The sequence below is a fragment of the Pseudomonas sp. AM14(2022) genome, assembly GCF_036346455.1.
Classification (GTDB): domain Bacteria; phylum Pseudomonadota; class Gammaproteobacteria; order Pseudomonadales; family Pseudomonadaceae; genus Aquipseudomonas; species Aquipseudomonas putida_A.
Window position 1 is genome coordinate 451,296 of sequence record NZ_JAOTNY010000003.1, and the last position, 24,699, is coordinate 475,994.

Consider the following 24,699-nt stretch of genomic DNA (forward strand, 5'->3'; position numbering starts at 1 on the left):
AATGGGTAGTTGATAAAGGATCGGTGGTGCCCGACCAAAGCCGACTGTGCGACCCGCGCCGGGGCTGTATACTGCGCGCCTATTTGAGGAGGGCTCCATGGTCGAACAAGTTGAACTCAATCGCCTCTTCTGGCACAGCCGCCGTGGCATGCTGGAACTTGACGTGCTGCTGGTGCCGTTCGTGAAAGAGGTCTATCCGCACCTCAACCAGGTCGATCGCGACTTGTATGTCCGTCTGCTGACCTGTGAGGATCAGGACATGTTCGGCTGGTTCATGGAGCGCAGTGAGTCCGAAGACCCTGAGCTGCAGCGCATGGTCCGGATGATTCTGGACCGTGTTCAGCCCAAGTAACACGTTCGAATGCCGCTGGCATGCCTCACGGCAGTTGCTGGCGGCGTATCTGTTGGCCCAGGCGTTCGCTCTGGGTGTTTTGTTTCTCCTGTCGATTCCACTCTGGGCCAGTCTGCTCGGGGCTTTCGCCTGTCTGCTGCACGCCGCGTGGGTATTGCCACGGCAGGTTCTGCTGAAGCATCCGCAGGCTTTTTGCCGATTGCGCCGCGACGCTGATGGCTGGCAATTGTGGAATCAGGCGGGCGGCTGGCAAGCGGTCCAGCTGCGCCCTGACAGCCTGGCGTTGCCGTTGATCGTGGTGCTGCGCTTTCGTTTGCGCGGGGAGCGGCGGGTGCGCTCGATCTGTGTACCGCGAGACTCGCAGACAGCGGATGTGCACCGACGCCTGCGAGTGCGGCTCAAGTTCAGCCGGCGTAGGTGGGCGGCACCAGAATAGTGTCGAGCGCCTCGGACAGCAGGTTCGGGTAGTCGAGGGTGTAATGCAGACCGCGACTTTCCTTGCGCTCCATGGCAGAGCAGATCATCAGTTCGGCGACTTGCGCCAGATTACGCAGCTCGATCAGGTCGCGGCTGACTTTATAGTTGCTGTAGAACTCGTCGATCTCGTCCAGCAACAGACGCACGCGGTGCTGCGCTCGTTGCAGGCGCTTATTGGTGCGCACGATCCCCACGTAGTCCCACATGAAGCGGCGCAGCTCGTCCCAGTTGTGGGCGATGATCACGTCTTCGTCGGAATCGGTGACCTGGCTGGCGTCCCACTCGGGCAGGGCGGTTGGCGCGGTGACGTCATCCAGTTGTGCAAGGATGTCCGCAGCCGCCGAGCGGGCATAAACGAAGCATTCGAGCAGCGAGTTGCTGGCCATGCGGTTGGCCCCGTGCAGGCCGGTGAAGCTGGTTTCGCCGATGGCGTACAGCCCCGGCACGTCGGTGCGACCGTGCTGGTCAACCATCACCCCGCCACAGGTGTAGTGCGCCGCCGGTACGACCGGGATCGGCTGCTTGGTGATGTCGATGCCGAAACCCAGGCAGCGTTCGTAAACCGTCGGAAAGTGGCTTTTGATGAAGGCTTCAGGTTTGTGGCTGATGTCGAGATACACGCAGTCGACGCCCAGGCGCTTCATTTCATGGTCGATGGCGCGGGCGACGATGTCGCGTGGCGCCAGTTCGGCACGTTTGTCGAAGCGCGGCATGAACCGTTCGCCGTTGGGCAGCTTCAGGTGCGCGCCTTCGCCACGCAAGGCTTCAGTGATCAGGAAACTCTTGGCCTGCGGGTGATACAGGCACGTAGGGTGGAACTGGTTGAATTCCAGGTTCGCCACTCGGCAGCCCGAGCGCCAGGCCATGGCGATGCCGTCACCGCAAGCGCCGTCGGGGTTACTGGTATAGAGGTAGACCTTGGCGGCGCCGCCGGACGCGAGGATCACGAAGCGTGCGCCGTAGGTGTCGACTTCGCCGGTCGCGCGATTCAGCACATAGGCGCCGAGGCAGCGCTCGCCATTCATGCCCAGACGGCGTTCGGTGATCAGATCAACGGCAACTCGCTGCTCCAGCAGTTCGATGTTGCTGCGCTCTCTGGCCTGGGCGAGGAGGGTGGTGAAAATCGCTGCGCCGGTTGCGTCCGCGGCATGGATGATGCGCCGATGGCTGTGGCCGCCTTCGCGAGTCAGGTGGAATTCGAAACCGCCGTCTTCGGTGCCGGACTGTTCGTCGCGGGTGAACGGCACCCCCTGGTCGATCAGCCACTGGATGGCTTCGCGGCTGTGCTCGACGGTAAAACGCACCGCGTTTTCATGGCACAGACCGCCGCCGGCATTCAGGGTGTCGTCGACGTGGGATTCGACAGTATCGGTATCGTCCAGCACGGCAGCGACGCCGCCCTGGGCCCAATAAGTCGAGCCGTTGGCCAGATCACCTTTGCTCAATACGGCAATGCGCAAATGACCCGGCAGGGTCAGCGCGAGACTCAAACCGGCAGCGCCGCTGCCAATCACCAGAACATCGTGTTGAAACTGTTGGCTCATTTCAGGATTCCGCTCAAAGCGACCCGGATCGGGGGTGGCGCAGGACAGCTGGATCGGCGAGTCAAGACAGCCACACAGCCCACTAGTATATAGAGGGGTGGAGCGGCACAATAGCCGGGCCCGTATGGCATTGTGAAACTACTGTGACGACAAAAGCTTGACGTTTCGTCGGACGTTTTTTTCTGTCGTTTTGGGAAAAGGCGACTGTATCGAGGATGAAACAGGCTTTTTCAGCACGCGGTTGCTCAATGTCGCTTCAGCACGGCTATAAATAATTGGAACTTTTGCCAGAGGCCCAAGATCAATAGTCAGTTGCCAGAAGCACGGGACAGTGTCGGCTTCAATGCAGAACCTGCGATTGGGTTTTTGCCGGCGAACCGATGACAAGATTATTCGCGCAGCCGGTTTATCCCGCGCTGCGTTTTTCGTGCGTGCCAAATCAGAGCCCGCAGGAAACTTGCCTGGAGGGGGAGAACTTTTGCGAAAAGCCCGAGTCTATGTTTGCAAGTCTGGTCGTTTAGTTATGCAAGCCTCCTCCATGCTTATCGAGGAGTGTTCATGCTAACCCAGGAAGAGGATCAGCAGCTGGTCGAGCGCGTTCAGCGTGGCGACAAGCGAGCTTTCGATCTGCTGGTGCTGAAATATCAGCACAAAATTCTCGGGTTGATCGTGCGTTTCGTGCACGACACCCATGAAGCCCAGGATGTGGCTCAGGAAGCCTTTATCAAGGCCTACCGAGCGCTAGGAAACTTTCGCGGAGACAGCGCGTTCTATACGTGGCTTTACCGCATTGCCATCAACACGGCAAAGAACTATCTGGTTTCACGCGGCCGCCGGCCGCCGGATAGCGATGTAAGTTCTGAAGATGCAGAGTTCTACGACGGCGATCATGGCCTGAAGGATCTCGAATCGCCGGAACGCGCGTTGCTGCGGGATGAGATCGAAGGCACCGTCCATCGAACCATTCAGCAACTGCCAGAGGATTTACGTACGGCTTTAACTTTACGTGAATTCGATGGTCTGAGTTACGAGGACATTGCGAGCGTCATGCAGTGTCCGGTGGGTACCGTGCGCTCCCGGATTTTCCGCGCCCGGGAGGCCATCGATAAAGCCCTGCAGCCGTTGTTGCAGGAAAACTGAGACAGCGGCGACAGCCAAGAGAGGAACGCCATGAGTCGTGAAGCCCTGCAGGAATCGCTGTCCGCAGTGATGGATAACGAAGCGGACGAACTGGAATTGCGTCGAGTGATCAATGCACTGGACGATGTTGAAACCCGTGAGACCTGGGCTCGTTATCAGATCGCTCGGGCAGCCATGCACAAGGATCTGCTGCTTCCGCGTCTGGACATTGCTGCGGCAGTTTCTGCTGCGCTGGAAGACGAAACGGCTCCAGCCAAAGTATCCCGCGGCCCTTGGCGCAACCTGGGTCGTCTGGCCGTTGCGGCTTCGGTGACCGTTGCGGTACTGGCTGGTGTGCGCCTGTACAACCAGGACGAAATCGCTGGCGTCGAACTGGCCCAGCAGTCCAATCAGCCTTCGCTGGTTGCGCCGCAGGTCAAAGGCCCGGCCGTCCTGGCTGGCTACAAGGAAAGCTCGGAAACCACTGGTCCGATGGCCAATGGCGTCCTGCAAGGTCAGCCAGGCTGGCACGATCAGCGTCTGCCAGGCTATCTGCGTCAGCATGCCCAGCAAGCTGCGTTGAAAGGTACTGAAAGCGCTCTGCCTTATGCGCGTGCAGCAAGCATGGAAAACCGTTAAGGAGGATCATGCGCGCCATACCTCTACTTTCGCTTCTGCTTAGCGGCTGGTTCATTGTTCCAGCCCATGCCGACGAGGCCCAGGACTGGCTGATCCGCCTGGGTCAGGCCGAGCAGCAGCAAAGCTTCCAAGGCACTTTCGTATACGAGCGTAACGGTAGTTTTTCTACCCACAATATCTGGCATCGTGTCCAGAACGGTCAGGTCCGCGAGCGTTTGCTTCAGCTCGACGGCTCGGCTCAGGAAGTCGTGCGTGTTGATGGGCATACTCAATGCGTCAGCGGCACTCTGATTGCGGGGTTGGGAGACTCTCCCAACTCGACCGCTCGTTCGCTTGATCCCCAAAAGCTGAAAAACTGGTATGAGCTTGCCGTCATCGGCAAATCGCGCGTGGCCGGGCGTGATGCGGTCATCGTATCGCTGACGCCCCGCGACCAGCATCGCTATGGTTTCGAGCTGCATCTGGATAAACAGACCGGTTTGCCACTGAAGTCGTTGTTGCTCAACGACAAGGGGCAGCTACTCGAGCGTTTCCAGTTCACCAGCCTGAATACCGCTGATGTCCCGTCGGACAAAGATCTGCAAGCTGGCACTGAGTGCAAGGCCGTCACTATTGATAGTGACAAGGCGTCGGCCGTGAAAACGGCTCAGGTCTGGCATTCCGACTGGCTGCCTCCGGGTTTTGTGCTGACCAGCAGCACTTCACACAAAGATTCTGAAACCAAGACTCAAGTCAGTAGCCTGATGTATGACGACGGGCTGGCACGGTTTTCGGTATTTCTTGAGCCGTTGAACGGTGCAACAGTGACCGATACCCGCACGCAGTTGGGGCCAACTGTCGCTGTTTCCCGCCGCCTCACTACGCCTGAGGGCGAGATGATGGTGACGGTGGTCGGCGAAATTCCAATCGGCACGGCCGAGAGGATTGCCCTTTCGATGCGCAACGATGGCGCTGCAACCAGCAAGCAGTGAGCTGATTTCAGTCATTTCCACTTCTTCTTCGAGACGTAGATGAAATGTTTGCTCAGCATTTTCATTTGCAAATCACCCGAAAGTTTTTTATAGGTCAGAGCCTCACGGCTCTGGCCTTGTCTGTTGTTCCCGGAACAAAAATACCGGCCCGCGGTTCCCGGTGTTCCTTGCTCCATATCGCTTAACCCTGCTCGTCGTAACGGGAGCTGTATGTCGATACTTAGCTTGAAGTCTTATCTCTCCATTTTCGCCACCGTGCTGGTGCTGGGTCAGGCTGTCCCCGCTGTCCAGGCGGCCGACCTGCCGGATTTCACCCAACTGGTTGAACAGGCCTCGCCTGCAGTGGTGAACATCAGTACCACGCAGAAGCTGCCGGACCGCAAGGTGAACCAGCAGATGCCTGACCTGGAAGGCTTGCCGCCGATGTTGCGCGAGTTCTTCGAGCGTGGCATGCCGCCTCAGCAGCGTTCGCCGCGCGGCGATCGTCAGCGTGAAGCGCAATCGCTCGGTTCGGGCTTCATCATTTCCTCCGATGGCTACATCCTGACCAACAACCATGTGATTGCCGATGCCGACGAAATCCTCGTGCGTCTGGCTGATCGCAGTGAAATGAAAGCCAAGCTGATCGGCACTGACCCACGCTCCGACGTGGCCCTGCTGAAAATCGATGGCAAGGACCTGCCGGTGCTCAAGCTCGGCAAGTCCCAGGACCTGAAGGCGGGTCAGTGGGTCGTGGCGATCGGTTCGCCGTTCGGCTTTGACCACACCGTGACCCAAGGTATTGTCAGCGCCGTCGGCCGTAGCCTGCCGAACGAAAACTACGTGCCGTTCATCCAGACCGACGTACCGATCAACCCGGGTAACTCCGGTGGCCCGCTGTTCAACCTGAACGGTGAAGTGGTCGGGATCAACTCGCAGATCTACACCCGTTCCGGTGGCTTCATGGGTGTGTCGTTCGCCATTCCGATCGACGTGGCGATGGACGTTTCCAATCAGCTGAAAAGCGGTGGCAAAGTCAGCCGCGGCTGGCTGGGCGTGGTCATCCAGGAAGTGAACAAGGATCTGGCCGAGTCGTTCGGTCTTGATAAGCCGGCCGGTGCGCTGGTTGCGCAGATTCAGGATGACGGTCCGGCAGCCAAGGGTGGCCTGCAAGTGGGCGACGTGATCCTGAGCATGAACGGTCAGCCGATCGTCATGTCCGCCGACCTGCCACACTTGGTCGGTGCGCTGAAAGCGGGCGCCAAGGCCAGCCTCGAAGTGATCCGTGACGGCAAGCGCAAGAATGTCGAGCTGACCGTCGGTGCGATTCCGGACGAGGACAAAGAGCTGGCAGCACTGCCGAAATCCGGCGCGGAAAGCAGCAGTAACCGCCTCGGTGTGTCGGTGATCGAGCTGACCGCCGAGCAAAAGAAAACCTACGACCTCAAGGGTGGTGTGGTGATCAAGGATGTTCAGGATGGTCCTGCGGCACTGATCGGTCTGCAGCCGGGTGACGTGATCACTCACCTGAACAACCAGGCCATCGGCTCCACCAAGGAGTTCGCCGAGATCGCCAAGGCGCTGCCAAAGAATCGTTCGGTGTCGATGCGTGTTCTGCGTGAAGGTCGCGCGAGCTTCATCACCTTCAAACTGGCTGAATAACCCGGTTGCGGTGAAATAAAAACCGCCTCGAAAGAGGCGGTTTTTTTATACCTGAATTTTTTTGTCGCTGATGAAAACTCAGCCCATCATGTCCTTGATCATGCGCTCCTGCTCCATCAGCTCGCGCTGGCGTGCATCGATCCGCGAGGACAGCGGGAAGTTGCTGCCCGCCTTGCGCTTGGCAAAATCAAGCTGCTGGATCGCCTGACGATAATCGCCGACCAGCGCGAAGTACTCGGCGCGGGCCTGATGCAGACCAATGATGTTGCCAGAGAGGCCACGGGTTTCGGCGACCTGATACCACACGTCCGGATCATTCGGACGGGATTTGAGCAAGCTGTCGAGGGCTTTCTCGGCGTCGGCGGTGCGATTCTGTTTCAGCAACAGATCGACCCGAACCTGATTCAGTGGGTAGTTGCCCGGATACTGGGTGAGCATCCGGTCAACCCGCGTTTGCGCATCCGGCAGGCGGTTGTTGGTGATGTCCAGGTCGATCTGCGCGAGGTTGTAGATGATCTCGTTGGGTGACTTGGCCAGCAGCTGTTTGAGATTCTCCCTGGCTTCATTGAGCTGGCCGCCCTTGATCTGGGCGATCGCCAGGCCGTAGCGCGCCACGTCGTTTTTCGGATTCTCATCCAGTTGTGCACGAAAGCGCTTGGCGCCCAGTCCCGGGGTTTCTTCGTAGATCAGCTGAACACGGGCGCGGATCAGCTGATAGCGCATGCTGTCTTCGATGCCGCCCGCCGGCGCTTGTTCTGCGCGGTTACGGGTGTCGGCGATACGCGATTCGGTCACCGGGTGAGTCAGCAGAAATTCTGGCGGCTTGGCGTCGAAGCGGTATTGGCGCATCAGACGTTCGAACATGGTCGGCATCGAGCGCGGGTCGTATCCGGCCTTTTCCAGGTTGAGGATGCCGATACGGTCGGCTTCCTGCTCGTTTTGGCGCGAGAAGGTACGCTGCGACTGAATGGCTGCGGCCTGAGTACCGGCGATGGTCGCGATCCCGGCATCACCGCCACCGGCGGCGGCAATCACGATCCCGGCGAGCAGCGCCGCCATCATCGGTACCTGCATCCGCTGCGAAGCTTCGACGCCGCGCGCGAAGTGGCGTTGCGACAAGTGAGCCAGTTCGTGGGCCAGTACCGAGGCGTATTCGCCTTCGGTCTGCGCGTTGAGGAACAGGCCGCCGTTGACCCCGACCACGCCACCCGGCGCTGCGAAGGCGTTGAGTTGCGGGCTGTTGATCAGGATGAATTCCAGGCGCCGATCGGTCACCTGGCTGGTTTCCACCAGCTTGTAGACGCTGGATTCGACGTAGTCTTTGAGCTGCGGATCGTTGAGCTGTGCAACCTGACTGCGCAACATCGCCAGCCAGGCGCGGCCCAACTGGTATTCCTGTTGCGGAGAGACAATGGCAGAACTGGCGTCGCCAAGTGACGGCAGATCGTCGGCAAAGCCCGGTGAGGCGAGCAGGCAAGCGAGCGTCAGCAGGGTAGGGCGCAGAAATGTCATGCACAAAGCCTTAGAAGACAAAGACCTTACTGTAGCCGGACACCGGGCTTGCGACCAGATATTCTAGGCACCTCAACCACCTGAACCGGAGTGACGCAATGACTGACGCTGTAGCCCATGACTGTGAATTGGACGCCAGTGGCCTGAATTGCCCGTTGCCGTTGCTCAAGGCCAAGATGGAACTCAACAAGCTGCCCAGCGGCGCGGTGCTCAAGGTGATCGCCACGGACGCGGGTTCGCAGCGCGACTTCCGCACCTTTGCCCGTCTGGCCGGTCATACGCTGCTGCGCGAAGAAGACGAAGCGGGCGTCTACCGTTACTGGTTGAAAAAAGCCTGAACCGACAGCGTAAAAGACCTAAGGATTATTGATGTTCAAAGTGTTACGCGACTGGATTCAGCGCTACTTTTCCGACGAAGAAGCGGTGGTGCTGGCGGTGCTGCTGTTTCTCGCCTTCACCGCGGTGCTCACGCTCGGTGGCATGCTCGCGCCGGTATTGGCCGGGATGGTGCTGGCGTATCTGATGCAGGGGCTGGTACTCGCACTGGAGCGTATGCGCGTGCCTGGTGCGGCGGCGGTGGGGCTGGTATTTGCGCTGTTCATGGGCGTGTTGCTAGTGTTCATCGTGGTAGTGTTGCCGTTGCTGTGGCATCAGTTGATCACGCTGTTCAACGAGCTGCCGGGGATGCTGGCCAAATGGCAGTCGCTGTTGCTGTTGCTGCCGGAGCGCTATCCGCATCTGGTCTCTGACGAGCAGGTGCTGCAGGCTATCGAAGCGGCGCGTGGCGAAATCGGCAAGTTCGGCCAATGGGCGCTGACCTTTTCGCTGTCGAGCCTGCCGCTGCTGGTCAATATCATGATCTATCTGGTGCTGGTGCCGATTCTGGTGTTCTTCTTTCTCAAGGATCGGGCCATGATCGGCGAGTGGGTGCGCGGCTATCTGCCCCGTGAGCGGGCGCTGATCACCCGCGTGGCGCAGGAAATGAACCGGCAGATCGCCAACTACATTCGCGGCAAGGTCATCGAGATCGTGATCTGTGGCGGCGTGACCTACATCGCCTTCGTCGCGCTTGGCCTCAACTATGCGGCGCTGCTGGCGTTGCTGGTCGGGGTATCGGTGGTGGTGCCGTACGTCGGCGCGGTGGTGGTGACCGTGCCGGTGTTACTGATCGCGCTGTTCCAGTGGGGTTGGAGCGATCAGTTCATCTATCTGATGGCGGTCTACGGGATCATTCAAACGCTGGATGGCAACGTGCTGGTGCCGTTGCTGTTTTCCGAGGCAGTCAACCTGCACCCGGTGGCCATCATCTGCGCGGTGCTGTTGTTTGGCGGGTTGTGGGGGTTCTGGGGCGTGTTCTTCGCGATTCCGCTGGCGACGCTGTTCAAGGCCGTGCTGGATGCGTGGCCGCGCAAGGAGCCGGTTGTCGCTCCGTTACTTTAAAGCCGGATTATTCGTTGCGGCTTATGTCCCCTTCGCGAGCAAGCCCGCTCCCACATTTGAAATGCATTCCAGATGTGGGAGCGGGCTTGCTCGCGAGGGCGTCAGTGAAAACGACGCAGAAATATCAGGCTTTATTCAAGGCCTGAGCCGCAGCCAGCACAGCATCCACATGTCCCGGCACTTTCACGCCGCGCCATTCCTGGCGCAGCACGCCATTCTTGTCGATCAGGAACGTGCTGCGATCAACGCCCAGATATTCCTTGCCATACAGTTTCTTCAACTTGATCACGTCGAACAGCTGGCAGACGGCTTCGTCCTTGTCGCTGATCAGCTCGAACGGAAATTCCTGCTTGCACTTGAAGTTCTCGTGAGACTTCAGGCTGTCGCGGGAGATACCGAAAATCTCGGTATTAGCGGCTTGGAACGCCGCGTACTGGTCACGAAAACCCTGGCCTTCGGTGGTGCAGCCGGGGGTGCTGTCCTTCGGATAGAAGTAGATCACCACTTGCTTGCCCTTCAGGGCGGACAAGCTGACGGTCTGCCCGCTGGTGGCAGGTGCTTCGAAATCCGCAACCGGTTGGTCGATGACAACGGCCATGAAAGCTTCCTTACATTGGGTTTTGTGGGCGCCAAGGTTCGATCAGCGCATCCAGGTTCATCGCGTCGGCGAAATCCAGGAACTGGTCGCGCAGCCAGCTGATCTGGGTGCCGGCCGGCAGCGTTACGGTGAACGTGGCGTTGAGCATGGTGCCGCCGGTCTGCGGGGCCTGATAGGTATCGCAGGTCAGGTTTTCCAGCTCGACGTTGTGATCCATGAAGAACTGGCACAGCTCATTGATGATGTCCGGGCGATACGCCGAACTGACATAAGCCACGTACGGCAGGGCCTGTGGACGATTTTCCAGGGCCGCACTGCGCACCACGTTGACGGTAAATGCGTGGCGCTTGGCCAGGGTCGGCAGACTGCCTTCGAGGCGGGCCAGCGCATCCCAGCTGCCGGAGATTTCCAGCACCAGGGCGCTGCATTCGCCATGGCGAGTCAGGCGGGAGGTGACGACGGCGCAGCGATTTTCATGGCTGGCGCGGCACAGGACGTTAGTCAGCTCCATGGGGTTGGCGCCAAGGGCACTGATGACAAGGAATTGTTCGCGAACTGTGGGGGTGGACATGCAGCATTCCTAAAGCGATGAGCGGTCGGTAGGTCGATGGGCGTTGGCCGTCGGGAAGCGTCTGCGCGTGCCCGTTCAGAAAGCCCCGGGCCGTGGCTCGCAATTCGCTCCAATAAAGGCGGAGCGTGCAGCAGCGACACTGGAACGGGGCCTGGGAGGCCGAAAGGGGAGGCTGGAACCCGGCGTACAAGCTGATCTGTACCGATCAAAGTCTGAAGGGTAGCGAAAACCGACGCCAAGGGGAATGGCGGCGCAGTACTTCGCTTGTGCAAGCATCTTGGCGCCAGTACCATTACCGCTCTCTTTTTCCGGCAGGAGCGGTTTCATGATTGCGGGCAGTATGGTGGCACTGGTCACTCCCATGGATGCACAAGGGCGTCTTGACTGGGACAGCCTCAGCAAACTCGTGGACTTCCATCTCAAGAACGGCACCCATGCCATTGTCGCGGTCGGTACTACCGGCGAGTCGGCGACCCTTGATGTAGAAGAACACATCGCCGTCATCAAAGCCGTGGTCAAACAGGTAGCCGGGCGCATTCCGGTGATCGCCGGTACCGGCGCCAACTCGACCCGCGAAGCCGTCGAGCTGACCCGCAACGCCAAGGAAGCCGGCGCCGACGCCTGCCTGCTGGTAGTTCCGTACTACAACAAGCCGACCCAGGAAGGCCTGTACCAGCACTTCAAGCACATTGCCGAAGCCGTCGACATTCCACAGATTCTCTACAACGTTCCCGGCCGCACCTCCTGCGACATGCAGGCCGAGACCGTGATTCGCCTGTCCACCGTGCCGAACATCATCGGCATCAAGGAAGCCACCGGCGACCTGAAACGCGCCAAAGCCATCATCGACGGCGTGAGCAACGACTTCATCGTGCTGTCCGGCGATGATCCGACCGCGGTCGAGCTGATCCTGCTGGGCGGCAAAGGCAACATCTCCGTAACGGCCAACGTCGCCCCGCGCGAAATGGCCGACCTGTGCGAGGCCGCGCTGAAAGGCGACGCCGAGACCGCACGGGCGATCAACGAAAAATTGATGCCGCTGCACAAGGACCTGTTCATCGAAGCCAACCCGATTCCGGTGAAGTGGGCTTTGGTTGAAATGGGCCTGATGCACGAAGGCATCCGCCTGCCGTTGACCTGGCTGAGCGCTCCTTGTCATGAAACGCTTCGCACGGCCCTGCGCCAGTGCAGCGTCCTGGTTTAATTGAGGAAGTACAACGCATGAAGCGAATGGCCGGACTTTCCGCACTTGCCTTGATTATCTCCAGCACCAGTGGCTGCGGATGGGTCTGGGGCCCGGAAGGTTATTTCCGTGACCGTGGTAGCGATTACCTGGAAGCGCAACAGACTGCACCGATGCAACTGCCACCGAATGTCAGCACCTCCAAGCGTCTGGATCCGCTGTTGCCGATCCCGCGCAACGTGGCTGATGACACGGCGAAGGGCGAATACGTGGTACCGCGCCCGCAACCGCTGACGGCGGTTGCCGAGGCGACCGACTACTCGCTGCAGAAGAGCGGTGACTCGCGTTGGGTCGTGGCCCAGCACCCTCCGGCCGAAGTCTGGCCAGTGGCGGTACAGTTCTTCCAGGACAATGGTTTCCGGCTGGATGAACAGCGTCCGCAAACCGGCGAATTCACCACCACCTGGCAGCATTCCGACGAACTGTCCGCCGCCATGGCCAAGCGCCTGAGCGCCGCCGGTGTCGGTGCCGACAGCGAAACCCGCGTGCGGGTGCGTATCGAGCCAGGCGTGCAGCGCAACACCAGTGAAATCTACGTGGTCAGCGCCGAGCGTCCTGCCGGCAGCACCGCCGACGTCGATTTCACCAACCGTTCGGTCAACACAGGCCTGGACGCAGCGCTGGTCGACGACATGCTCGCGAGCATGAGCCGGATCTCCGAGAAGGGTGGTTCGGTGTCGATGCTGGCTTCGCGTGACTTCGATACCCCGAGCCGTGTCAGCCTCAGCGAAGACGGCAGCGGCAACCCGGTGCTGAACGTCGGTCCTGACCTGGATCGTGCCTGGTCGAGCGTCGGTCGTGCGCTGGAGCAAGGTCAGTGGCGCGTTGAAGACATCAACCGCAGCCTGGGCCTGTACTACATCAACCTGGCCGAAAAAGCCGAGAAGAAAGACGACAAGCCTGGTTTCTTCAGCAGCCTGTTCGGCAGTGCGCCGACCAAGGAAGAAGTTGAAGCCCGCGCCGAGCGTTATCAGGTTCGCCTGAGCAAGGTCGGTGAAAACGTTCAGGTGACCGTAGAGAAGAACATCAATACCGTTGCGCCGGCCGATGTGGCGCGCAAAGTGTTGAGCGTGATTCAGGACAACCTGGGCTGATCACATGCGCTTTGCCGTTCTCGGCAGCGGTAGCCAAGGGAACGGCACGCTGATCGCCAGCGCTGATACCTATGTGCTGGTGGATTGTGGTTTTTCCCTGCGGGAAACCGAAAAACGCCTGTTGCGTCTGGGGGTTCACCCGGCGCAACTGAGCGCGATACTCGTAACCCACGAACATGCCGACCACGTGCATGGCGTGGGTTTGCTGTCTCGGCGCTACAATCTGCCGGTCTACCTCAGTCGCGGCACACTGCGCGGGATGCGCAAACCGATCGAACCCGCAAGCTTTCTGGCCGGCGGCGAGCAGCTGCAGATCGGCGCACTGAACATCGGGGTCATTGCCGTGGCCCATGATGCGCAGGAGCCGACCCAGTATGTATTCAGTGATAACGAGCGGCGGCGCTTCGGCCTGCTGACCGACCTGGGTTCCTATTGCGAGCGGGTGCTGGACGGCTATCGGGATCTCGATGCGTTGATGATCGAGTCCAACCATTGCCGCGACATGCTGGCCCGTGGTCACTATCCGTACTTTCTCAAGCAACGGGTGGGCGGCGAGCTGGGACATTTGAACAACCATCAGGCGGCATTCCTGGTGGCCGAGTTGGGGTGGCAGGGCTTGCAGCATCTGGTTCTCGCCCACCTGAGCAGCAAGAACAACCTGCCGCAGCTGGCCCGGCAATGTTTCGTCGACACCCTCGGGTGCGACCCGGACTGGCTGCAACTGGCCGATCAAGATTCAGGGCTCGACTGGCGCCATATCGCCTAGCCCATCTACTTAGCAAGCGGAGCCCATCATGGAAAAACGTGAAGAACTCTACCGCGGCAAAGCCAAATCGGTTTACAAGACCGACGACGCTGACCGTTTGATCCTGCTGTTTCGCAACGACACCTCGGCGTTCGACGGCAAGCGCATCGAGCAGCTCGACCGCAAAGGCATGGTGAACAACAAGTTCAACGCCTTCATCATGCAGAAACTCGAAGCGGCCGGCATTCCGACCCAATTCGACAAACTGCTGGGCGACAACGAGTGCCTGGTGAAGAAGCTGGACATGATCCCGGTCGAGTGCGTCGTGCGTAACTACGCCGCCGGCAGCCTGGTAAAACGTCTGGGCGTCGAAGAGGGCATGAAGCTCAACCCGTACACCTTCGAACTGTTCCTCAAGGACGACGCCAAGGGCGATCCGTTCATCAATGAATCCCACGTCGTGGCATTCGGCTGGGGCACCGCCGAGCAACTGGCACGCATGAAAGAACTGTCGCTCAAGGTCAACGAAGTCCTGAGCAAACTGTTCGACGACGCAGGCCTGCTGCTGGTGGACTTCAAGCTTGAATTCGGCGTGTTCAGCGACGGCTCGATCGTCCTCGGCGACGAGTTCAGCCCGGACGGCTGCCGCCTGTGGGACAAGGACACCAAGAAGAAGATGGACAAAGACCGCTTCCGCCAGGGCCTCGGTGACGTCATCGAAGCCTACGAAGAAGTCGCCAATCGTCTGGGTGTACCGCTTTAATCGACGCAAGCATCTGATAGCACGAAGAAAATTTTCGAAAGAGGGTTTGCTTTCGGCAGAAGTGTTGTTATGATGCGCGCCGTTGGAGAGATGCCAGAGTGGCCGAATGGGACGGATTCGAAATCCGTTGTACCTTCACCGGTACCTAGGGTTCGAATCCCTATCTCTCCGCCATATATAGAAAAAGCCCCGTAGCTGAGAAGCTACGGGGCTTTTTTGTTTCTGCTCGCTTGAGTAATCAGCAAATCCTGTCGCCGGAACCCGAGATTGAAAACTCGATAATCGGATGTGACTCGATTGATGCCGGTTCGTACGTAACTCTCGGAGTCTACCTACAGCTCTATTTCAAATCACTCCTTATCCTGACCTATGTGCCCAATATTGACCGGATTCGGATAAAAAGACGCCGTTTTCAAGCTTGGAGGGTGGCGTTGTCCGCTTGTTCAAGGGGGCGCTTCATGGATCAGCGATATGAATCGCGATTGTCAATTTTTCCTGCGCGGTATCATAGTGTAATACTATGAACAACAAATAACTCGGTACGCTCGCAGCTATATTTTCACGACCCACACCCGCCACGTTGGAATGGGCGCGCATCGAGTCTCTGTTCAATGCGGTCGGGGCCAGACCCGTGGAAGGCAATAGTTCGCGAGTTCGGTTTGAATTAAGAGGTGTGGTTGCTACGTTCCACCGACCTCACCCGGATAAAGAAGCAAAGCCCTATCAGGTTCGTGATGCTCGGGCTTTTCTTGAACAAGCAGGAGTCACTCCATGAACGTGATGAATTACAACGGGTATGCAGCCCGAATTGAATACAGTGATGAAGATGGTCTTTTTGTTGGTCATATCGCTGGGATCAAGGACGTAGTAGGTTTTCATGGCGAATCTGTGAAAGAGCTTCGGTCAGCATTCGAAGAGGCTGTTACTGACTATCTGGAGACTTGCGCAAAACTGGGTCGTGCCCCGCAAAGGCCTTATTCGGGCAATCTCAGTCTGCGTTTGGCGCCAGCTCTTCATGCGACTGTTGCCGTAAAAGCGCAATTGGCTCAAAAAAGCATTAATCAGTGGGTTGCGGATGTTCTTGACCGAGAGGCCCATGCCTAGCTTTATTCTGATGTGGAACTACAAGATCTTATGTACGTCGTTCCCGAGCAGAGCAAATAGCCCCGTAGCTGAGAAGCTACGGGGCTTTTTTGTATCTGCGAGTTTTACCGAGCACCCGCCTCAGCCACTCACGGCTGCGGATGCCCGAGCTTCTGTTTGATCAGGTCATACACTTCCTTGTGCGTCGAGTTGCGCAGCGTGTTGTCCTTGCAAGCCGAGGCCAGGAAGGTTTTCACTTCGTCCTTGGCGTGCGGATAGAGGCTGGCGACGTAGTCGGCTTCGTGTGTTTGGGTGCAGTTGAAGTGCTTGTCGTCTTTCGCTTTGTCTCTAGCCATGGTGCGGCTCCTTTTGAGTTTGAACATCATTTGGCGAAACAGGGCTGGATGGCCCCGTACGCTGAACAGCGTAGGGGCGCAAAAGTGCTTTGCCAGTGCTTCAGACGAAAAAGGAAGAGGCTGTAGGACGCGGCGCCATCAGATTTCCTTCACCGGCGTCTCCCCCTGCACACCCTTGATCAACTCGATCACGTGTAAACAATCGGCCTTGTTCACATACGACTCGCCACTGGCAATCGTCTCGTGGTTCCCCGCCCGCAGTCTCCAGCGCCATTGGCCTTTGCCGGTGCTCGGGGTGCCTCGGGATTGCCTGTAGATCTCGAAATACATTCAGTTCGCTCCTTGCGATGGTGTTTGCGACAACCTGTGTGGCGCATCGTCGCAAGCCTAGCGGAGCGAGTTTTTTTCGCTATCGGGTATTTGTTTCCAATCGTTGGCAGATGTTTCTGAAGAGTGCGGGCTAGAGCGCACGCATCGGCGTCTGGATTGGCCAGAATGTCGCCCTTTGCACCTTGCAAGGCTATCGACGCTACTGCTTAATACGGGACGGCTCATGGCGTTGAAAATGCTTCGACGACCGACAAACACTATAAAAAGAGCACTCCATTGACTGAGCATGGAACGGCACAGGCCACACGGGTCACGTTATCGCTGGTTGTCCCGGTTTTTAACGAGGAGGACAGTCTCGACGCGTTCATTCTGCGCATCGATGAAGTCTTCCAGCACCAAGCCTCAATTACTTTGGAGCTGGTGTTCATCAATGACGGTAGCACTGATGCCACACTTGAGCGGCTGTTGGATCGTCAGCGGCACGACTCGCGGCTGCGCATCGTCGATCTGAGCCGTAACTTCGGCAAAGAGGCGGCGTTGTCTGCGGGATTGCAAATCGCCACCGGGCAGATTGTGGTGCCTATCGATGCCGATCTGCAGGACCCACCCGAAGTCATTCTGCAAATGATCGAGCGATGGCGCGAGGGCTATGAAGTGGTGCTCGGTCATCGCGTCAGCCGCCGCAGCGACACCTGGGCCAAGCAGACGTCGGCGCATTGGTTCTACCGCCTGCATAACAAGATCGCCGAGCAAGCGCTGCCGGAAAACGTCGGCGATTTCCGCCTGATGGACCGTTGTGTAGTCGATGCCTTGCTGACTTTGCCCGAGTCCCGGCGCTTCATGAAGGGCCTGTTCGCCTGGGTCGGTTTTCGGACTACCCACGTTGATTACGAGCGGCCCGAGCGCGTGGCGGGGCAGAGCAAATTCAACGGCTGGCGGCTGTGGAATTTTGCCCTGGAAGGCATCACCAGTTTCAGTACCGAACCGTTGCGGATCTGGACTTACATCGGCGCCGCGGTGTCGCTGGTGTCCTTTGCCTTTGCCATTTTTATCGTGTTGCGCACGCTGATCCACGGCGTCGACATGCCCGGTTATGCCTCGCTGATGGTGGCCGTGACGTTCCTCGGTGGCCTGCAATTGATTGGCATCGGCGTACTCGGCGAGTACCTCGGCCGCACTTATATCGAATCCAAACGCCGGCCGGTTTTTCTGGTGCGTCGCGTCTACGACCCCAAGGACTGAAACATGGATCTCAAGGAAACCGATATCCTCGGCGACAGCATCGGTGAGCATTGGTATTACTGCTCCAAAGCGGCGGCGACTCGTCGTCTGCTCGGTGATGTACCGATCACGCGGATTCTCGACGTGGGCGCCGGTTCCGGGTTTTTCTCGCACCATTTATTGACCCAAACCGCGGCGCAAGAGGCGTGGTGCGTCGACATCAGTTACCCCGCCGATTCCGATGCGACCACCGCCGGCAAACCGGTGCATTACCGCCGCGATATCGACGCCATCGACGCCGATCTGGTGCTGCTCATGGATGTGCTGGAGCATGTCGACGATGACCTTGGTCTGCTCAAGGCTTACGTTGACAAGGTGCCGTCCGGCAGCCGTTTCCTGATGACCGTGCCGGCGTTTCAGTTCCTGTGGAGCGGTCACGACGACTTCCTCGAACACAAGCGCCGCTACACCCTGCCGCAGTTTGAAACCCTGGCCCGTGATGCCGGTTTGAGCGTGCAGCGTGGTGCCTACTATTTCGGCGCGGTGTTTCCGATCGCGGCGGCGTTGCGTTTGCTGCCCAAAGGGCCGCAGGCCGCAGCGCCGCAGTCTCAGCTCAAACGCCATCATCCCTTGGTCAACGGCGTGCTCAAGACGTTGTGCAGCCTCGAGTTGCCGCTGATGAGCCACAACCGTCTGGCCGGGCTGAGCGTGTTCGTGCTGGCGCAAAAACCGTGACTTCAGTTGAAAGGAAAACGCTGATCCAGCGCGGTCTGCGCTTTGCCGTGACCGGTCTGTTCGTCACCGCGCTGCATGCGCTGGTGGCTGTGCTGTTCATCAATTTCGTTGCGCCGCAACCGCCGCTGGCCAACGGTGTGGCGTTTGCCGTGGCGACGGTGGTGTCTTACGTGATCAACACCACCTGGAGTTTCTCCGCCCGACTGCACGGCAGAACATTGCTGCGATTTTTATCGGTATCGGCGTGCGGTTTTCTCTTGGCGATGTTTGTCGCCTGGGCCGCGCAGGTGGCCGGGTTGAATTATCTGTTGGGCATTGTCGCGGTGGCGCTGACGATTCCGGCATTCACGTTTGTCTTGCACAACTTCTGGACGTATCGATGAAGCTCTCCGCAACACATCGGGCGACTGCGCTGCTGCCCGTGCTCTTGGGAATTCTGGCGTTTTTCATTGTGGTCGGCCCACGTGCCTTGAACCCGATGAACATTGCATGGCTGGGCGACGGCGACCCCGCCACGCACTATCAGGGTTGGTTTTTTTTTCGTCATTCGCCCTGGACGTTTCCACTGGGGCTTAACCCGAGCTATGGGCTGGAGTTGGGTAACGGGATAATTTTCTCGGATTCCAATCCGTTGTTCGCTTTTATCTTCAAACCGTTCTCAGCCCTGTTGCCTGAACCCTTCCAGTATTTCGGGTTGTGGCTACTGACGTGTTTCATTCTGCAGAGCTGGTTTGCCTGGAAGCTGATTGGCCTGTTCAGTCGCGACGTGGCGTTGCGTTTGCTTGGTGCAGGAATGTTTTTGTTCATTCCGGCGATGATCGTCCGCATGAGCGTACATCTGTCCCTGGCTGGGCATTTTCTGTTGCTGGCAGGGTTATATCTGGCATTGCGCCCCTTTACGCCGAAACGCCGCCTCGCCTGGGGCGCGCTGCTGGCGGCGGCTGCGCTGGTGCACGCTTATTTGCTGGCGATGGTTGCGTTGATCTGGCTTGCCGACCTTGCCGCCAAAACCCTTCAGCGGCGCCAGACGCCGGGTAAGGCCTTGATCGAGTTGATCGGTCTGTTTCTGCTGGTCAGTGTCTGCTGCTGGCAGGCGGGTTATTTCAGCATAGGCGACAGCGGTCTGGCGTTGATGGGGTATGGCCTGTTCCGGGCGAATGTGCTGACCTTTTTCGATGCGGGTGTCTGGTCCTATACCTTGCAGGACATGCCGGGTGTACTGGGCGACGGCGACGGGTTCGCATTTCTGGGCCTGGGCGTGATCTGCCTGGGGATCTTTGCCTTGGTGCCGGTGCTGCAAGGGACGACTGACCTGGGAGCCAAGGCTCGCCGTTACCCGTTGGTTTTGCTCGCGCTGGCAGGGCTGGCGATATTCGCCGTTTCCAACAATATTGGCGTGGGGCCATTCGAATTCAGGATTCCGCTGCCGGATGCGGTGGTTGCCGTGGCCACGATTTTTCGTGGCTCGGGGCGAATGATCTGGCCGCTCATGTACATGGCCATTTTTGCGATCCTTTATGTGGTGATTCGCGGGCACTCCTCGCGCGTGGCGTTGATGCTGCTGAGTGTGGCGCTGGTGGTTCAGGTGGCAGACACGCGCGCCGGTTGGGCGGTGTCGCGCGGTTTATTCATGGCCACGCCGTCGCCCACATGGAAGACGCCATTGGTCGACCCGTTCTGGGAGCAGGCGGCGAAGCGTTATCAGGCAGTGCGCTGGCTGCGCCCGGAGAATTATCCGGAACAGTGGATGACCCTGGCCGACTACTCGGGTCGCCATCACTTGCCGACCAACGCGGTCTACCTTGGGCGCGTCAGTACGGTTGCCACTGAAGCCGCTCAAGCGGTGTCGGATCGAATGGTCAGTTCTGGAAACTATGCAGCCGATACCCTGTACGTGTTCAGTAACCGTACTGTGCTGGAAGCAGCTCTGACCGTGAATCGCGACACCGATGTGCTCGCCAGAATTGACGGGTTGAACGTGTTGGCGCCGGGCTGGAAGCGTTGCGCCGACTGCCTGCCGATATCGGCCCCGGACCCATTGACGCTGATCCCGCCACTCAAGTCGGGCGAGAGAGTCGTGTTCAATCCCAGCAGTCTGGCGACGTTTTTCCTCGGTAAAGGGTGGTCGAACAATGAACCGTGGGGCACCTGGTCCGAGGGCAGTGAGTCGCAAATTGCCCTGCGACCGACTGCTCGGGTGCACTCGTTCTTGCTGGAAACCACTGCGTTACTGGCCCCTTCACACACCGAGCAAGCAGTGGAAATTTTCGTCAACGATGTACGCGTGCTGTCCACCCGGCTGGTCAAGTCTGAAGCGAATCGCCTGAATGTCGAGTTGCCGGTCGAAGTGCAGCAGCGTGTCGAGCAACAAGGTGTACTGAATATTCGTTTCAAATACGCCAACGCTATCAGCCCGGGGGAGTTGGGCATGGGCAAGGACATGCGCAAGCTGGCGATCGGGATACAGGCGTTGACGGTGAATTGAGCCGGTGTTGTTCCTTTCGCCCATAGACGCTGTCCATGGGCCTTTCTAAACTGCCCGCAGACCGGGGAGTAGGGGCAATGGATGAATCGAAATGAATTACGCAAGGCCGACATCAATCTGATGGTGGTGTTCGAGACCTTGATGCTCGAACGCAACGTGACCCGGGCGGCGGAGAAGCTGTTTCTCGGCCAGCCGACCATCAGTTCGGCGCTCAATCGCTTGCGCGCGATGTTCAACGATCCGCTGTTCATTCGCGTCGGCCATCGCATGGAGCCGACTGCCCGGGCCGAAGAGCTGTTCAAGTACCTGTCGCCGGCCCTTGACTCGCTGTCGGTGGCGCTGAGCCTGACTCACGATTTCGACCCGGCCGTGAGCAACATGACGTTCCGCATCGGCCTGTCCGATGACGTCGAGTTCGGCCTGCTGCCACCGTTGCTGCGGGCGCTGCGTCAGGAAGCACCGAGCGTGGTATTCGTGGTGCAACACGTCGACTACTGGCGGATCCCCGACCTGCTGGCCGCCGGCGACATCACCGTCGGCATCAGCCAGACCCGGGGCCTGCCGGCCAATGCCAAGCGCAAACTGCTGCGGCATATCCAGCCAAGCATCCTGCGCGCCGACGCCTCGGATTCGCCGCTGACTCTCGATGAATACTGTTCGCGCCCACACGTACTGGTGTCGCACACCGCCAACATCAGCGGCTATGCCGATGAGTGGCTGGCGGAAATCGGCCGCACCCGGCATGTGGTGTTGTCGGTGCCGCAATACAGTGCGCTGCCGGCATTGCTGGCCGGCACCGACCTGATCGCCAGCCTGCCGGACTACACCGCCGAAGCCATGGCTGCCTCCGGGCTGCTGTTCAAGGAACCGTTTCCGTTCAAGACGCCGATGCTGGATCTGTCGATGGTCTGGCTCAGCCACGTCGACAGCGACCCGGCCGAGCGCTGGCTGCGTTCGCGGCTTGAGGCGTTCATGAGTGAGCGGCCACTGACCGCGCCCTGAATCCCACCACAAATCTCCCCTGTAGGAGTGAGCCTGCTCGCGATGAGGGTGTGTCAGTCACATCAATGTTCTCTGACGCAGCGCTTTCGCGAGCAGGCTCACTCCTACAAGGGTTTGCGTTCGTCTGGTCGGGCTGCTTTGCTCAATGGCAGTAACCTTGGCGGAGGCCTGTCCCGATGAGCATTTCCCGATCGTTGCTGCGTGGGCGCGGCAGTCTCGACAGTGGCAAGGTCGGCATGGTCGAGTTGTTTTTCGATCTGGTGTTCGTGTTTGCCGTGACTCAGCTCTCGCATTCGTTGCTCGCGCATTTGTCGATCCTGGGCGCGGTGCAGGTGGCGCTGTTGATGGTCGCGGTGTGGTGGGTGTGGATTTTCACTTCGTGGATCACCAACTGGCTCGACCCGGAAAAATTGCCGATCCGTCTCGGCCTGTTCGGGCTGATGATCGCCGGTCTGTTGCTGTCGTCCTCGATCCCCAGGGCTTTCACCGAGCGCGGGCTGATGTTTGCCTCGGCGTTCGTGTTCATGCAGGTCGGGCGCACGTTGTTTGCGATCTGGGCGGTGCGTGGCGAATCGCTGAGCATGACCCGTAACTTCCAGCGAATTCTGGCGTGGTTGATGTGCTCCGGCGTGTTCTGGATCGTCGGAGCCTTTCTTGACGGGCAACAACGTCTGCTGTGTTGGGCGCTGGCGCTGCTGATCGAGCTGATCTCGCCTTCGCTGTATTTCTGGGTGCCGGGGCTGGGGCGTTCGTCGTTGAACGACTGGAACGTCGAAGGCAATCACATGGCCGAGCGCTGCGCGCTGTTCGTGATCATCGCCCTGGGCGAATCGTTGCTGGTCACCGGCGCGACGTTCGCCGAACTGACGCTGAACGCCACCGGAGTCATGGCGTTTCTGGTGGCGGTGCTGGGCAGCATCGGCATGTGGTGGGTGTACTTCGACAGCGGCGCCGAGCGCGCGCATCACCGCATCGCGCATTCGAGCGATCCCGGGCGCCAGGCGCGCATCGCCTACACCTACCTGCACGTGCTGATTGTTGCCGGGGTGATTGTCAGTGCGGTGGCCGACGAACTGGTGCTGGTGCATCCGGATCACGCCAGTGACGCCGGGATCCTGGTGATCGTGGGCGGTCCATGGCTGTTTCTGTTGGGCAATGCGCTGTTCAAGTGGGTCATGTCCGACCGACCGCTGCCGCCGTTGTCGCATTTGGCGGGGCTTGTGATGCTTACGCTGGCGCTGCCGCTGGCGTTGAACCACTGGTTTTCGGCGCTGATGCTCGGGGCGCTGACCACGGCGATCGTGGTGCTGGTGGCGCTGTGGGAAAGCCTGGCATTGCGTCAGACGTCGGCCTCGATAACCTCGGAAAAACCCGCAGGAGAGTAGGCCAGCGCTGTGGTATATGTACAACCTTTCTGCCGATTGACTGGAGCACCCCATGCCACACCTGCACATGGAATACACCGCCAACCTGCCGCAGTTGAACGCTGATGTGGCGTTGATCCGGCTCAACAACGCCCTGGTGGGTTCCGGTCAGTTCGCTGCGGAGTTTGATATCAAAAGCCGGGCGGTGAAGGTCGAGACCTTCAAGGTCGGTACCGGCTTGGGTGAGCGTGCTTTCATCCATGTGAAGCTGGCGCTGCTCAGCGGTCGTTCGCCGCAGATCAAGAAGCAGCTCTCGGACAGCCTGCTGGCGGTGTTGCAGGATCTGTGCGAATGGCCGGCCGGGGTCGAAGTGCAGTTGTGTGTGGAGTTGCTCGATATCGACCGCGATTCCTACACCAAGACCGCCATCGGCATTTAGGACTCAGGCCGCTTCCAGCTCACTGCACACCTTGATCACCTGCTCGCGCAGCCAGACGTTGGCGCTGTCCTGATCGGCGTTCTGGCTCCATTGCATGTCGAGGGTAAACCCCGGCAGGCCGTTCGGCGCCTCGCAGTGATTGAACACCGCGTCGTTGGTCAGCAGGCGCTGGATGCGCCGGGGCAGGGTGAGGATGAAGTCGGTGCCGGTGATCATCTTCAATGCCGCGCTGTAGCTGTTGGAACGCGCGACGATCTGCCGTTTCTGCGCCTGACGCGCCAGCCAGCCATCGACCATGTTGGTGGTGGAAGTCCACGGCGTCGGGAACACATGGCGCCGCTCAGTGAAGGCCTGCAGGCTCAGGCGCGGTTCCAGCGGCGTGGCACGTTTGTCGAAGACACAGACCAGATCGTCCTCCAGCAGCATCCGCGATTTAAGGTCGGTGTGGCTGCGGTGGAAGTTGGGGCCGAAACAGATCACCAGGTCGAGGCTGCCGTCGCGCAGTTCGTCGGCGGGCACATCGGTCTCGAACTTGTGCATGTTGACCACCACCGGCAAATCGTCGAAGTCGAAACGCTTCAACAGCCGTGGCAGCACCAGTTGCTCGAAGTATTCCGGGGCACAGATATTGAAGGTCACCGCTTGCCGGGTCGGATCGAAGGCCGGGGCGCCGGCGTGGCACAGGTTGATGCTTTCGAGGATCTTCTGCACATGGCCGTACATGGTGCCGGCCTTGTAGGTGGGACGCATGCCCGTGCGGGTGTTGATGAACAACTCGTCTTCAAAACTGGTGCGCAATTTTTTCAGGCAATAGCTGACAGTGGACTGGCTGACGCACAGCGTCTCCGAGACATCCGTGACGCTGCTTTGCTCATACACGGCGATAAACACCATGAGGTCCTGCATGTCGAGCTTTCGAAGCAAGTTACTGTTCAGCATCCGTTCCGTCCCGCTGTGCTCCTTGCGCTGAATCCG

At 59.2% G+C, this 24,699-nt stretch carries 28 protein-coding genes and 1 tRNA gene; 22 read left to right on the forward strand and 7 right to left on the reverse strand.

Features of this window, described 5'->3' with window-relative positions; genetic code table 11:
• Positions 1–97: 97 nt before the first annotated feature.
• Positions 98–352, forward strand: a complete 255-nt coding sequence (locus tag V3W27_RS08940) for an FAD assembly factor SdhE (RefSeq protein ID WP_003222550.1) — start codon at positions 98–100, stop codon at positions 350–352.
• The gene (locus V3W27_RS08945; protein ID WP_330206414.1) at positions 336–788 is read left to right on the forward strand and encodes a protein YgfX; all 453 of its coding nucleotides are present in this window, start codon (positions 336–338) and stop codon (positions 786–788) included. The genes V3W27_RS08940 and V3W27_RS08945 overlap by 17 nt, the downstream gene beginning before the upstream one ends.
• Here V3W27_RS08945 and nadB read toward each other — a convergent pair.
• Positions 757–2,373 carry an L-aspartate oxidase gene (nadB, locus tag V3W27_RS08950; protein ID WP_330206415.1) on the reverse strand — a complete coding sequence of 539 codons (1,617 nt, stop codon included), beginning with the start codon at positions 2,371–2,373 and terminating at the stop codon, positions 757–759. The two genes, V3W27_RS08945 and nadB, sit on opposite strands and share 32 nt — an antisense overlap.
• Before the next feature lie 558 nt (positions 2,374–2,931).
• Here nadB and rpoE point away from each other — a divergent pair.
• The 4 genes from rpoE to V3W27_RS08970 all read left to right on the forward strand — a co-directional run bounded on the left by rpoE (position 2,932) and on the right by V3W27_RS08970 (position 6,743).
• On the forward strand, positions 2,932–3,513 hold the full coding sequence (rpoE, locus tag V3W27_RS08955) for an RNA polymerase sigma factor RpoE (RefSeq protein ID WP_003172477.1): 582 nt from the start codon (positions 2,932–2,934) through the stop codon (positions 3,511–3,513).
• A gap of 30 nt (positions 3,514–3,543) precedes the next feature.
• Entirely contained in the window at positions 3,544–4,131 is a 588-nt protein-coding gene (locus tag V3W27_RS08960) for a sigma-E factor negative regulatory protein (protein ID WP_003222558.1), read from the forward strand.
• An 8-nt stretch (positions 4,132–4,139) separates the two neighbouring features.
• Positions 4,140–5,102: a MucB/RseB C-terminal domain-containing protein gene (locus V3W27_RS08965; RefSeq protein ID WP_115988030.1), complete on the forward strand. Its 963-nt coding sequence runs from the start codon at positions 4,140–4,142 to the stop codon at positions 5,100–5,102.
• A gap of 210 nt (positions 5,103–5,312) precedes the next feature.
• Positions 5,313–6,743 carry a DegQ family serine endoprotease gene (locus V3W27_RS08970; protein ID WP_330206416.1) on the forward strand — a complete coding sequence of 477 codons (1,431 nt, stop codon included), beginning with the start codon at positions 5,313–5,315 and terminating at the stop codon, positions 6,741–6,743.
• Between the two features lie 78 nt (positions 6,744–6,821).
• On the opposite strand, the gene V3W27_RS08975 is transcribed toward V3W27_RS08970, so the two are convergent.
• Positions 6,822–8,255, reverse strand: a complete 1,434-nt coding sequence (locus V3W27_RS08975) for a M48 family metalloprotease (protein ID WP_007963277.1) — start codon at positions 8,253–8,255, stop codon at positions 6,822–6,824.
• 98 nt (positions 8,256–8,353) lie between these two features.
• On the opposite strand from V3W27_RS08975, the gene V3W27_RS08980 reads away from it, so the two are divergent.
• The gene (locus tag V3W27_RS08980; RefSeq protein WP_007963279.1) at positions 8,354–8,593 is read left to right on the forward strand and encodes a sulfurtransferase TusA family protein; all 240 of its coding nucleotides are present in this window, start codon (positions 8,354–8,356) and stop codon (positions 8,591–8,593) included.
• A gap of 31 nt (positions 8,594–8,624) precedes the next feature.
• Positions 8,625–9,695, forward strand: coding sequence for an AI-2E family transporter (locus V3W27_RS08985; RefSeq protein ID WP_027614463.1), 1,071 nt, complete (start codon positions 8,625–8,627; stop codon positions 9,693–9,695).
• A gap of 124 nt (positions 9,696–9,819) precedes the next feature.
• Here V3W27_RS08985 and V3W27_RS08990 read toward each other — a convergent pair whose 3' ends face one another.
• Together V3W27_RS08990 and V3W27_RS08995 are read right to left on the reverse strand one after the other, a co-directional pair.
• Complete coding sequence (locus tag V3W27_RS08990) at positions 9,820–10,293, reverse strand: peroxiredoxin (protein ID WP_003222570.1); 474 nt, start codon at positions 10,291–10,293, stop codon at positions 9,820–9,822.
• 10 nt (positions 10,294–10,303) lie between these two features.
• Positions 10,304–10,864: a glycine cleavage system protein R gene (locus V3W27_RS08995; protein ID WP_007963284.1), complete on the reverse strand. Its 561-nt coding sequence runs from the start codon at positions 10,862–10,864 to the stop codon at positions 10,304–10,306.
• A 325-nt stretch (positions 10,865–11,189) separates the two neighbouring features.
• Between V3W27_RS08995 and dapA the strand changes: the two genes are divergently transcribed.
• The 7 genes from dapA to V3W27_RS09030 all read left to right on the forward strand — a co-directional run bounded on the left by dapA (position 11,190) and on the right by V3W27_RS09030 (position 15,813).
• The gene (gene dapA, locus V3W27_RS09000) at positions 11,190–12,068 is read left to right on the forward strand and encodes a 4-hydroxy-tetrahydrodipicolinate synthase (RefSeq protein ID WP_330206417.1); all 879 of its coding nucleotides are present in this window, start codon (positions 11,190–11,192) and stop codon (positions 12,066–12,068) included.
• Positions 12,069–12,085: 17 nt separating this feature from the next.
• Positions 12,086–13,201 carry an outer membrane protein assembly factor BamC gene (gene bamC / locus V3W27_RS09005; RefSeq protein WP_027614466.1) on the forward strand — a complete coding sequence of 372 codons (1,116 nt, stop codon included), beginning with the start codon at positions 12,086–12,088 and terminating at the stop codon, positions 13,199–13,201.
• 4 nt (positions 13,202–13,205) lie between these two features.
• Entirely contained in the window at positions 13,206–13,967 is a 762-nt protein-coding gene (locus V3W27_RS09010) for an MBL fold metallo-hydrolase (RefSeq protein ID WP_330206418.1), read from the forward strand.
• Positions 13,968–13,995: 28 nt separating this feature from the next.
• Positions 13,996–14,709, forward strand: coding sequence for a phosphoribosylaminoimidazolesuccinocarboxamide synthase (gene purC / locus V3W27_RS09015; protein ID WP_007963288.1), 714 nt, complete (start codon positions 13,996–13,998; stop codon positions 14,707–14,709).
• Positions 14,710–14,793: 84 nt separating this feature from the next.
• A tRNA-Ser gene (locus V3W27_RS09020) sits at positions 14,794–14,883 on the forward strand.
• A gap of 406 nt (positions 14,884–15,289) precedes the next feature.
• On the forward strand, positions 15,290–15,484 hold the full coding sequence (locus tag V3W27_RS09025; protein WP_330206419.1) for a type II toxin-antitoxin system HicA family toxin: 195 nt from the start codon (positions 15,290–15,292) through the stop codon (positions 15,482–15,484).
• Positions 15,481–15,813 carry a type II toxin-antitoxin system HicB family antitoxin gene (locus tag V3W27_RS09030; protein WP_027614504.1) on the forward strand — a complete coding sequence of 111 codons (333 nt, stop codon included), beginning with the start codon at positions 15,481–15,483 and terminating at the stop codon, positions 15,811–15,813. Before V3W27_RS09025 ends, V3W27_RS09030 begins: the two co-directional genes overlap by 4 nt.
• Before the next feature lie 128 nt (positions 15,814–15,941).
• On the opposite strand, the gene V3W27_RS09035 is transcribed toward V3W27_RS09030, so the two are convergent.
• Both V3W27_RS09035 and V3W27_RS09040 read right to left on the reverse strand, forming a co-directional pair.
• Positions 15,942–16,148 carry a hypothetical protein gene (locus tag V3W27_RS09035; protein WP_027614505.1) on the reverse strand — a complete coding sequence of 69 codons (207 nt, stop codon included), beginning with the start codon at positions 16,146–16,148 and terminating at the stop codon, positions 15,942–15,944.
• A gap of 138 nt (positions 16,149–16,286) precedes the next feature.
• Positions 16,287–16,478: a YegP family protein gene (locus tag V3W27_RS09040; RefSeq protein WP_007963291.1), complete on the reverse strand. Its 192-nt coding sequence runs from the start codon at positions 16,476–16,478 to the stop codon at positions 16,287–16,289.
• Between the two features lie 276 nt (positions 16,479–16,754).
• Here V3W27_RS09040 and V3W27_RS09045 point away from each other — a divergent pair, with 276 nt between their 5' ends.
• The 7 genes from V3W27_RS09045 to V3W27_RS09075 all read left to right on the forward strand — a co-directional run bounded on the left by V3W27_RS09045 (position 16,755) and on the right by V3W27_RS09075 (position 23,724).
• The gene (locus V3W27_RS09045) at positions 16,755–17,720 is read left to right on the forward strand and encodes a glycosyltransferase family 2 protein (RefSeq protein ID WP_330206420.1); all 966 of its coding nucleotides are present in this window, start codon (positions 16,755–16,757) and stop codon (positions 17,718–17,720) included.
• A 3-nt stretch (positions 17,721–17,723) separates the two neighbouring features.
• Positions 17,724–18,434 carry a class I SAM-dependent methyltransferase gene (locus V3W27_RS09050; RefSeq protein ID WP_210557897.1) on the forward strand — a complete coding sequence of 237 codons (711 nt, stop codon included), beginning with the start codon at positions 17,724–17,726 and terminating at the stop codon, positions 18,432–18,434.
• Positions 18,431–18,817, forward strand: a complete 387-nt coding sequence (locus V3W27_RS09055; protein WP_027614508.1) for a GtrA family protein — start codon at positions 18,431–18,433, stop codon at positions 18,815–18,817. The genes V3W27_RS09050 and V3W27_RS09055 overlap by 4 nt, the downstream gene beginning before the upstream one ends.
• The gene (locus V3W27_RS09060) at positions 18,814–20,919 is read left to right on the forward strand and encodes a DUF6311 domain-containing protein (protein WP_330206421.1); all 2,106 of its coding nucleotides are present in this window, start codon (positions 18,814–18,816) and stop codon (positions 20,917–20,919) included. Before V3W27_RS09055 ends, V3W27_RS09060 begins: the two co-directional genes overlap by 4 nt.
• Positions 20,920–21,000: 81 nt before the next feature.
• Positions 21,001–21,921, forward strand: coding sequence for a LysR substrate-binding domain-containing protein (locus V3W27_RS09065; RefSeq protein WP_027614510.1), 921 nt, complete (start codon positions 21,001–21,003; stop codon positions 21,919–21,921).
• Between the two features lie 176 nt (positions 21,922–22,097).
• Positions 22,098–23,306 (forward strand): low temperature requirement protein A, encoded by a 1,209-nt coding sequence (locus tag V3W27_RS09070; RefSeq protein ID WP_247267787.1) that lies wholly within the window; start codon positions 22,098–22,100, stop codon positions 23,304–23,306.
• Between the two features lie 52 nt (positions 23,307–23,358).
• Positions 23,359–23,724: a 5-carboxymethyl-2-hydroxymuconate Delta-isomerase gene (locus V3W27_RS09075; RefSeq protein ID WP_330206422.1), complete on the forward strand. Its 366-nt coding sequence runs from the start codon at positions 23,359–23,361 to the stop codon at positions 23,722–23,724.
• A 3-nt stretch (positions 23,725–23,727) separates the two neighbouring features.
• On the opposite strand, the gene V3W27_RS09080 is transcribed toward V3W27_RS09075, so the two are convergent.
• Positions 23,728–24,663, reverse strand: coding sequence for a LysR family transcriptional regulator (locus tag V3W27_RS09080; protein WP_027614513.1), 936 nt, complete (start codon positions 24,661–24,663; stop codon positions 23,728–23,730).
• Positions 24,664–24,699: the final 36 nt, after the last annotated feature.

Excerpts from the sequence above, each read along its gene's own strand:
- V3W27_RS08940 (WP_003222550.1), top strand. The coding sequence starts at position 98 with ATGGTCGAACAAGTTGAACTCAATCGCCTCTTCTGGCACAGCCGCCGT.
- nadB (WP_330206415.1), bottom strand. The coding sequence starts at position 2,373 with ATGAGCCAACAGTTTCAACACGATGTTCTGGTGATTGGCAGCGGCGCT.
- rpoE (WP_003172477.1), top strand. The coding sequence starts at position 2,932 with ATGCTAACCCAGGAAGAGGATCAGCAGCTGGTCGAGCGCGTTCAGCGT.
- V3W27_RS08960 (WP_003222558.1), top strand. The coding sequence starts at position 3,544 with ATGAGTCGTGAAGCCCTGCAGGAATCGCTGTCCGCAGTGATGGATAAC.
- V3W27_RS08965 (WP_115988030.1), top strand. The coding sequence starts at position 4,140 with ATGCGCGCCATACCTCTACTTTCGCTTCTGCTTAGCGGCTGGTTCATT.
- V3W27_RS08970 (WP_330206416.1), top strand. The coding sequence starts at position 5,313 with ATGTCGATACTTAGCTTGAAGTCTTATCTCTCCATTTTCGCCACCGTG.
- V3W27_RS08975 (WP_007963277.1), bottom strand. The coding sequence starts at position 8,255 with ATGACATTTCTGCGCCCTACCCTGCTGACGCTCGCTTGCCTGCTCGCC.
- V3W27_RS08980 (WP_007963279.1), top strand. The coding sequence starts at position 8,354 with ATGACTGACGCTGTAGCCCATGACTGTGAATTGGACGCCAGTGGCCTG.
- V3W27_RS08985 (WP_027614463.1), top strand. The coding sequence starts at position 8,625 with ATGTTCAAAGTGTTACGCGACTGGATTCAGCGCTACTTTTCCGACGAA.
- V3W27_RS08990 (WP_003222570.1), bottom strand. The coding sequence starts at position 10,293 with ATGGCCGTTGTCATCGACCAACCGGTTGCGGATTTCGAAGCACCTGCC.
- V3W27_RS08995 (WP_007963284.1), bottom strand. The coding sequence starts at position 10,864 with ATGTCCACCCCCACAGTTCGCGAACAATTCCTTGTCATCAGTGCCCTT.
- dapA (WP_330206417.1), top strand. The coding sequence starts at position 11,190 with ATGATTGCGGGCAGTATGGTGGCACTGGTCACTCCCATGGATGCACAA.
- bamC (WP_027614466.1), top strand. The coding sequence starts at position 12,086 with ATGAAGCGAATGGCCGGACTTTCCGCACTTGCCTTGATTATCTCCAGC.
- V3W27_RS09010 (WP_330206418.1), top strand. The coding sequence starts at position 13,206 with ATGCGCTTTGCCGTTCTCGGCAGCGGTAGCCAAGGGAACGGCACGCTG.
- purC (WP_007963288.1), top strand. The coding sequence starts at position 13,996 with ATGGAAAAACGTGAAGAACTCTACCGCGGCAAAGCCAAATCGGTTTAC.
- V3W27_RS09030 (WP_027614504.1), top strand. The coding sequence starts at position 15,481 with ATGAACGTGATGAATTACAACGGGTATGCAGCCCGAATTGAATACAGT.
- V3W27_RS09035 (WP_027614505.1), bottom strand. The coding sequence starts at position 16,148 with ATGGCTAGAGACAAAGCGAAAGACGACAAGCACTTCAACTGCACCCAA.
- V3W27_RS09040 (WP_007963291.1), bottom strand. The coding sequence starts at position 16,478 with ATGTATTTCGAGATCTACAGGCAATCCCGAGGCACCCCGAGCACCGGC.
- V3W27_RS09050 (WP_210557897.1), top strand. The coding sequence starts at position 17,724 with ATGGATCTCAAGGAAACCGATATCCTCGGCGACAGCATCGGTGAGCAT.
- V3W27_RS09060 (WP_330206421.1), top strand. The coding sequence starts at position 18,814 with ATGAAGCTCTCCGCAACACATCGGGCGACTGCGCTGCTGCCCGTGCTC.
- V3W27_RS09065 (WP_027614510.1), top strand. The coding sequence starts at position 21,001 with ATGAATCGAAATGAATTACGCAAGGCCGACATCAATCTGATGGTGGTG.
- V3W27_RS09070 (WP_247267787.1), top strand. The coding sequence starts at position 22,098 with ATGAGCATTTCCCGATCGTTGCTGCGTGGGCGCGGCAGTCTCGACAGT.
- V3W27_RS09075 (WP_330206422.1), top strand. The coding sequence starts at position 23,359 with ATGCCACACCTGCACATGGAATACACCGCCAACCTGCCGCAGTTGAAC.
- V3W27_RS09080 (WP_027614513.1), bottom strand. The coding sequence starts at position 24,663 with ATGCTGAACAGTAACTTGCTTCGAAAGCTCGACATGCAGGACCTCATG.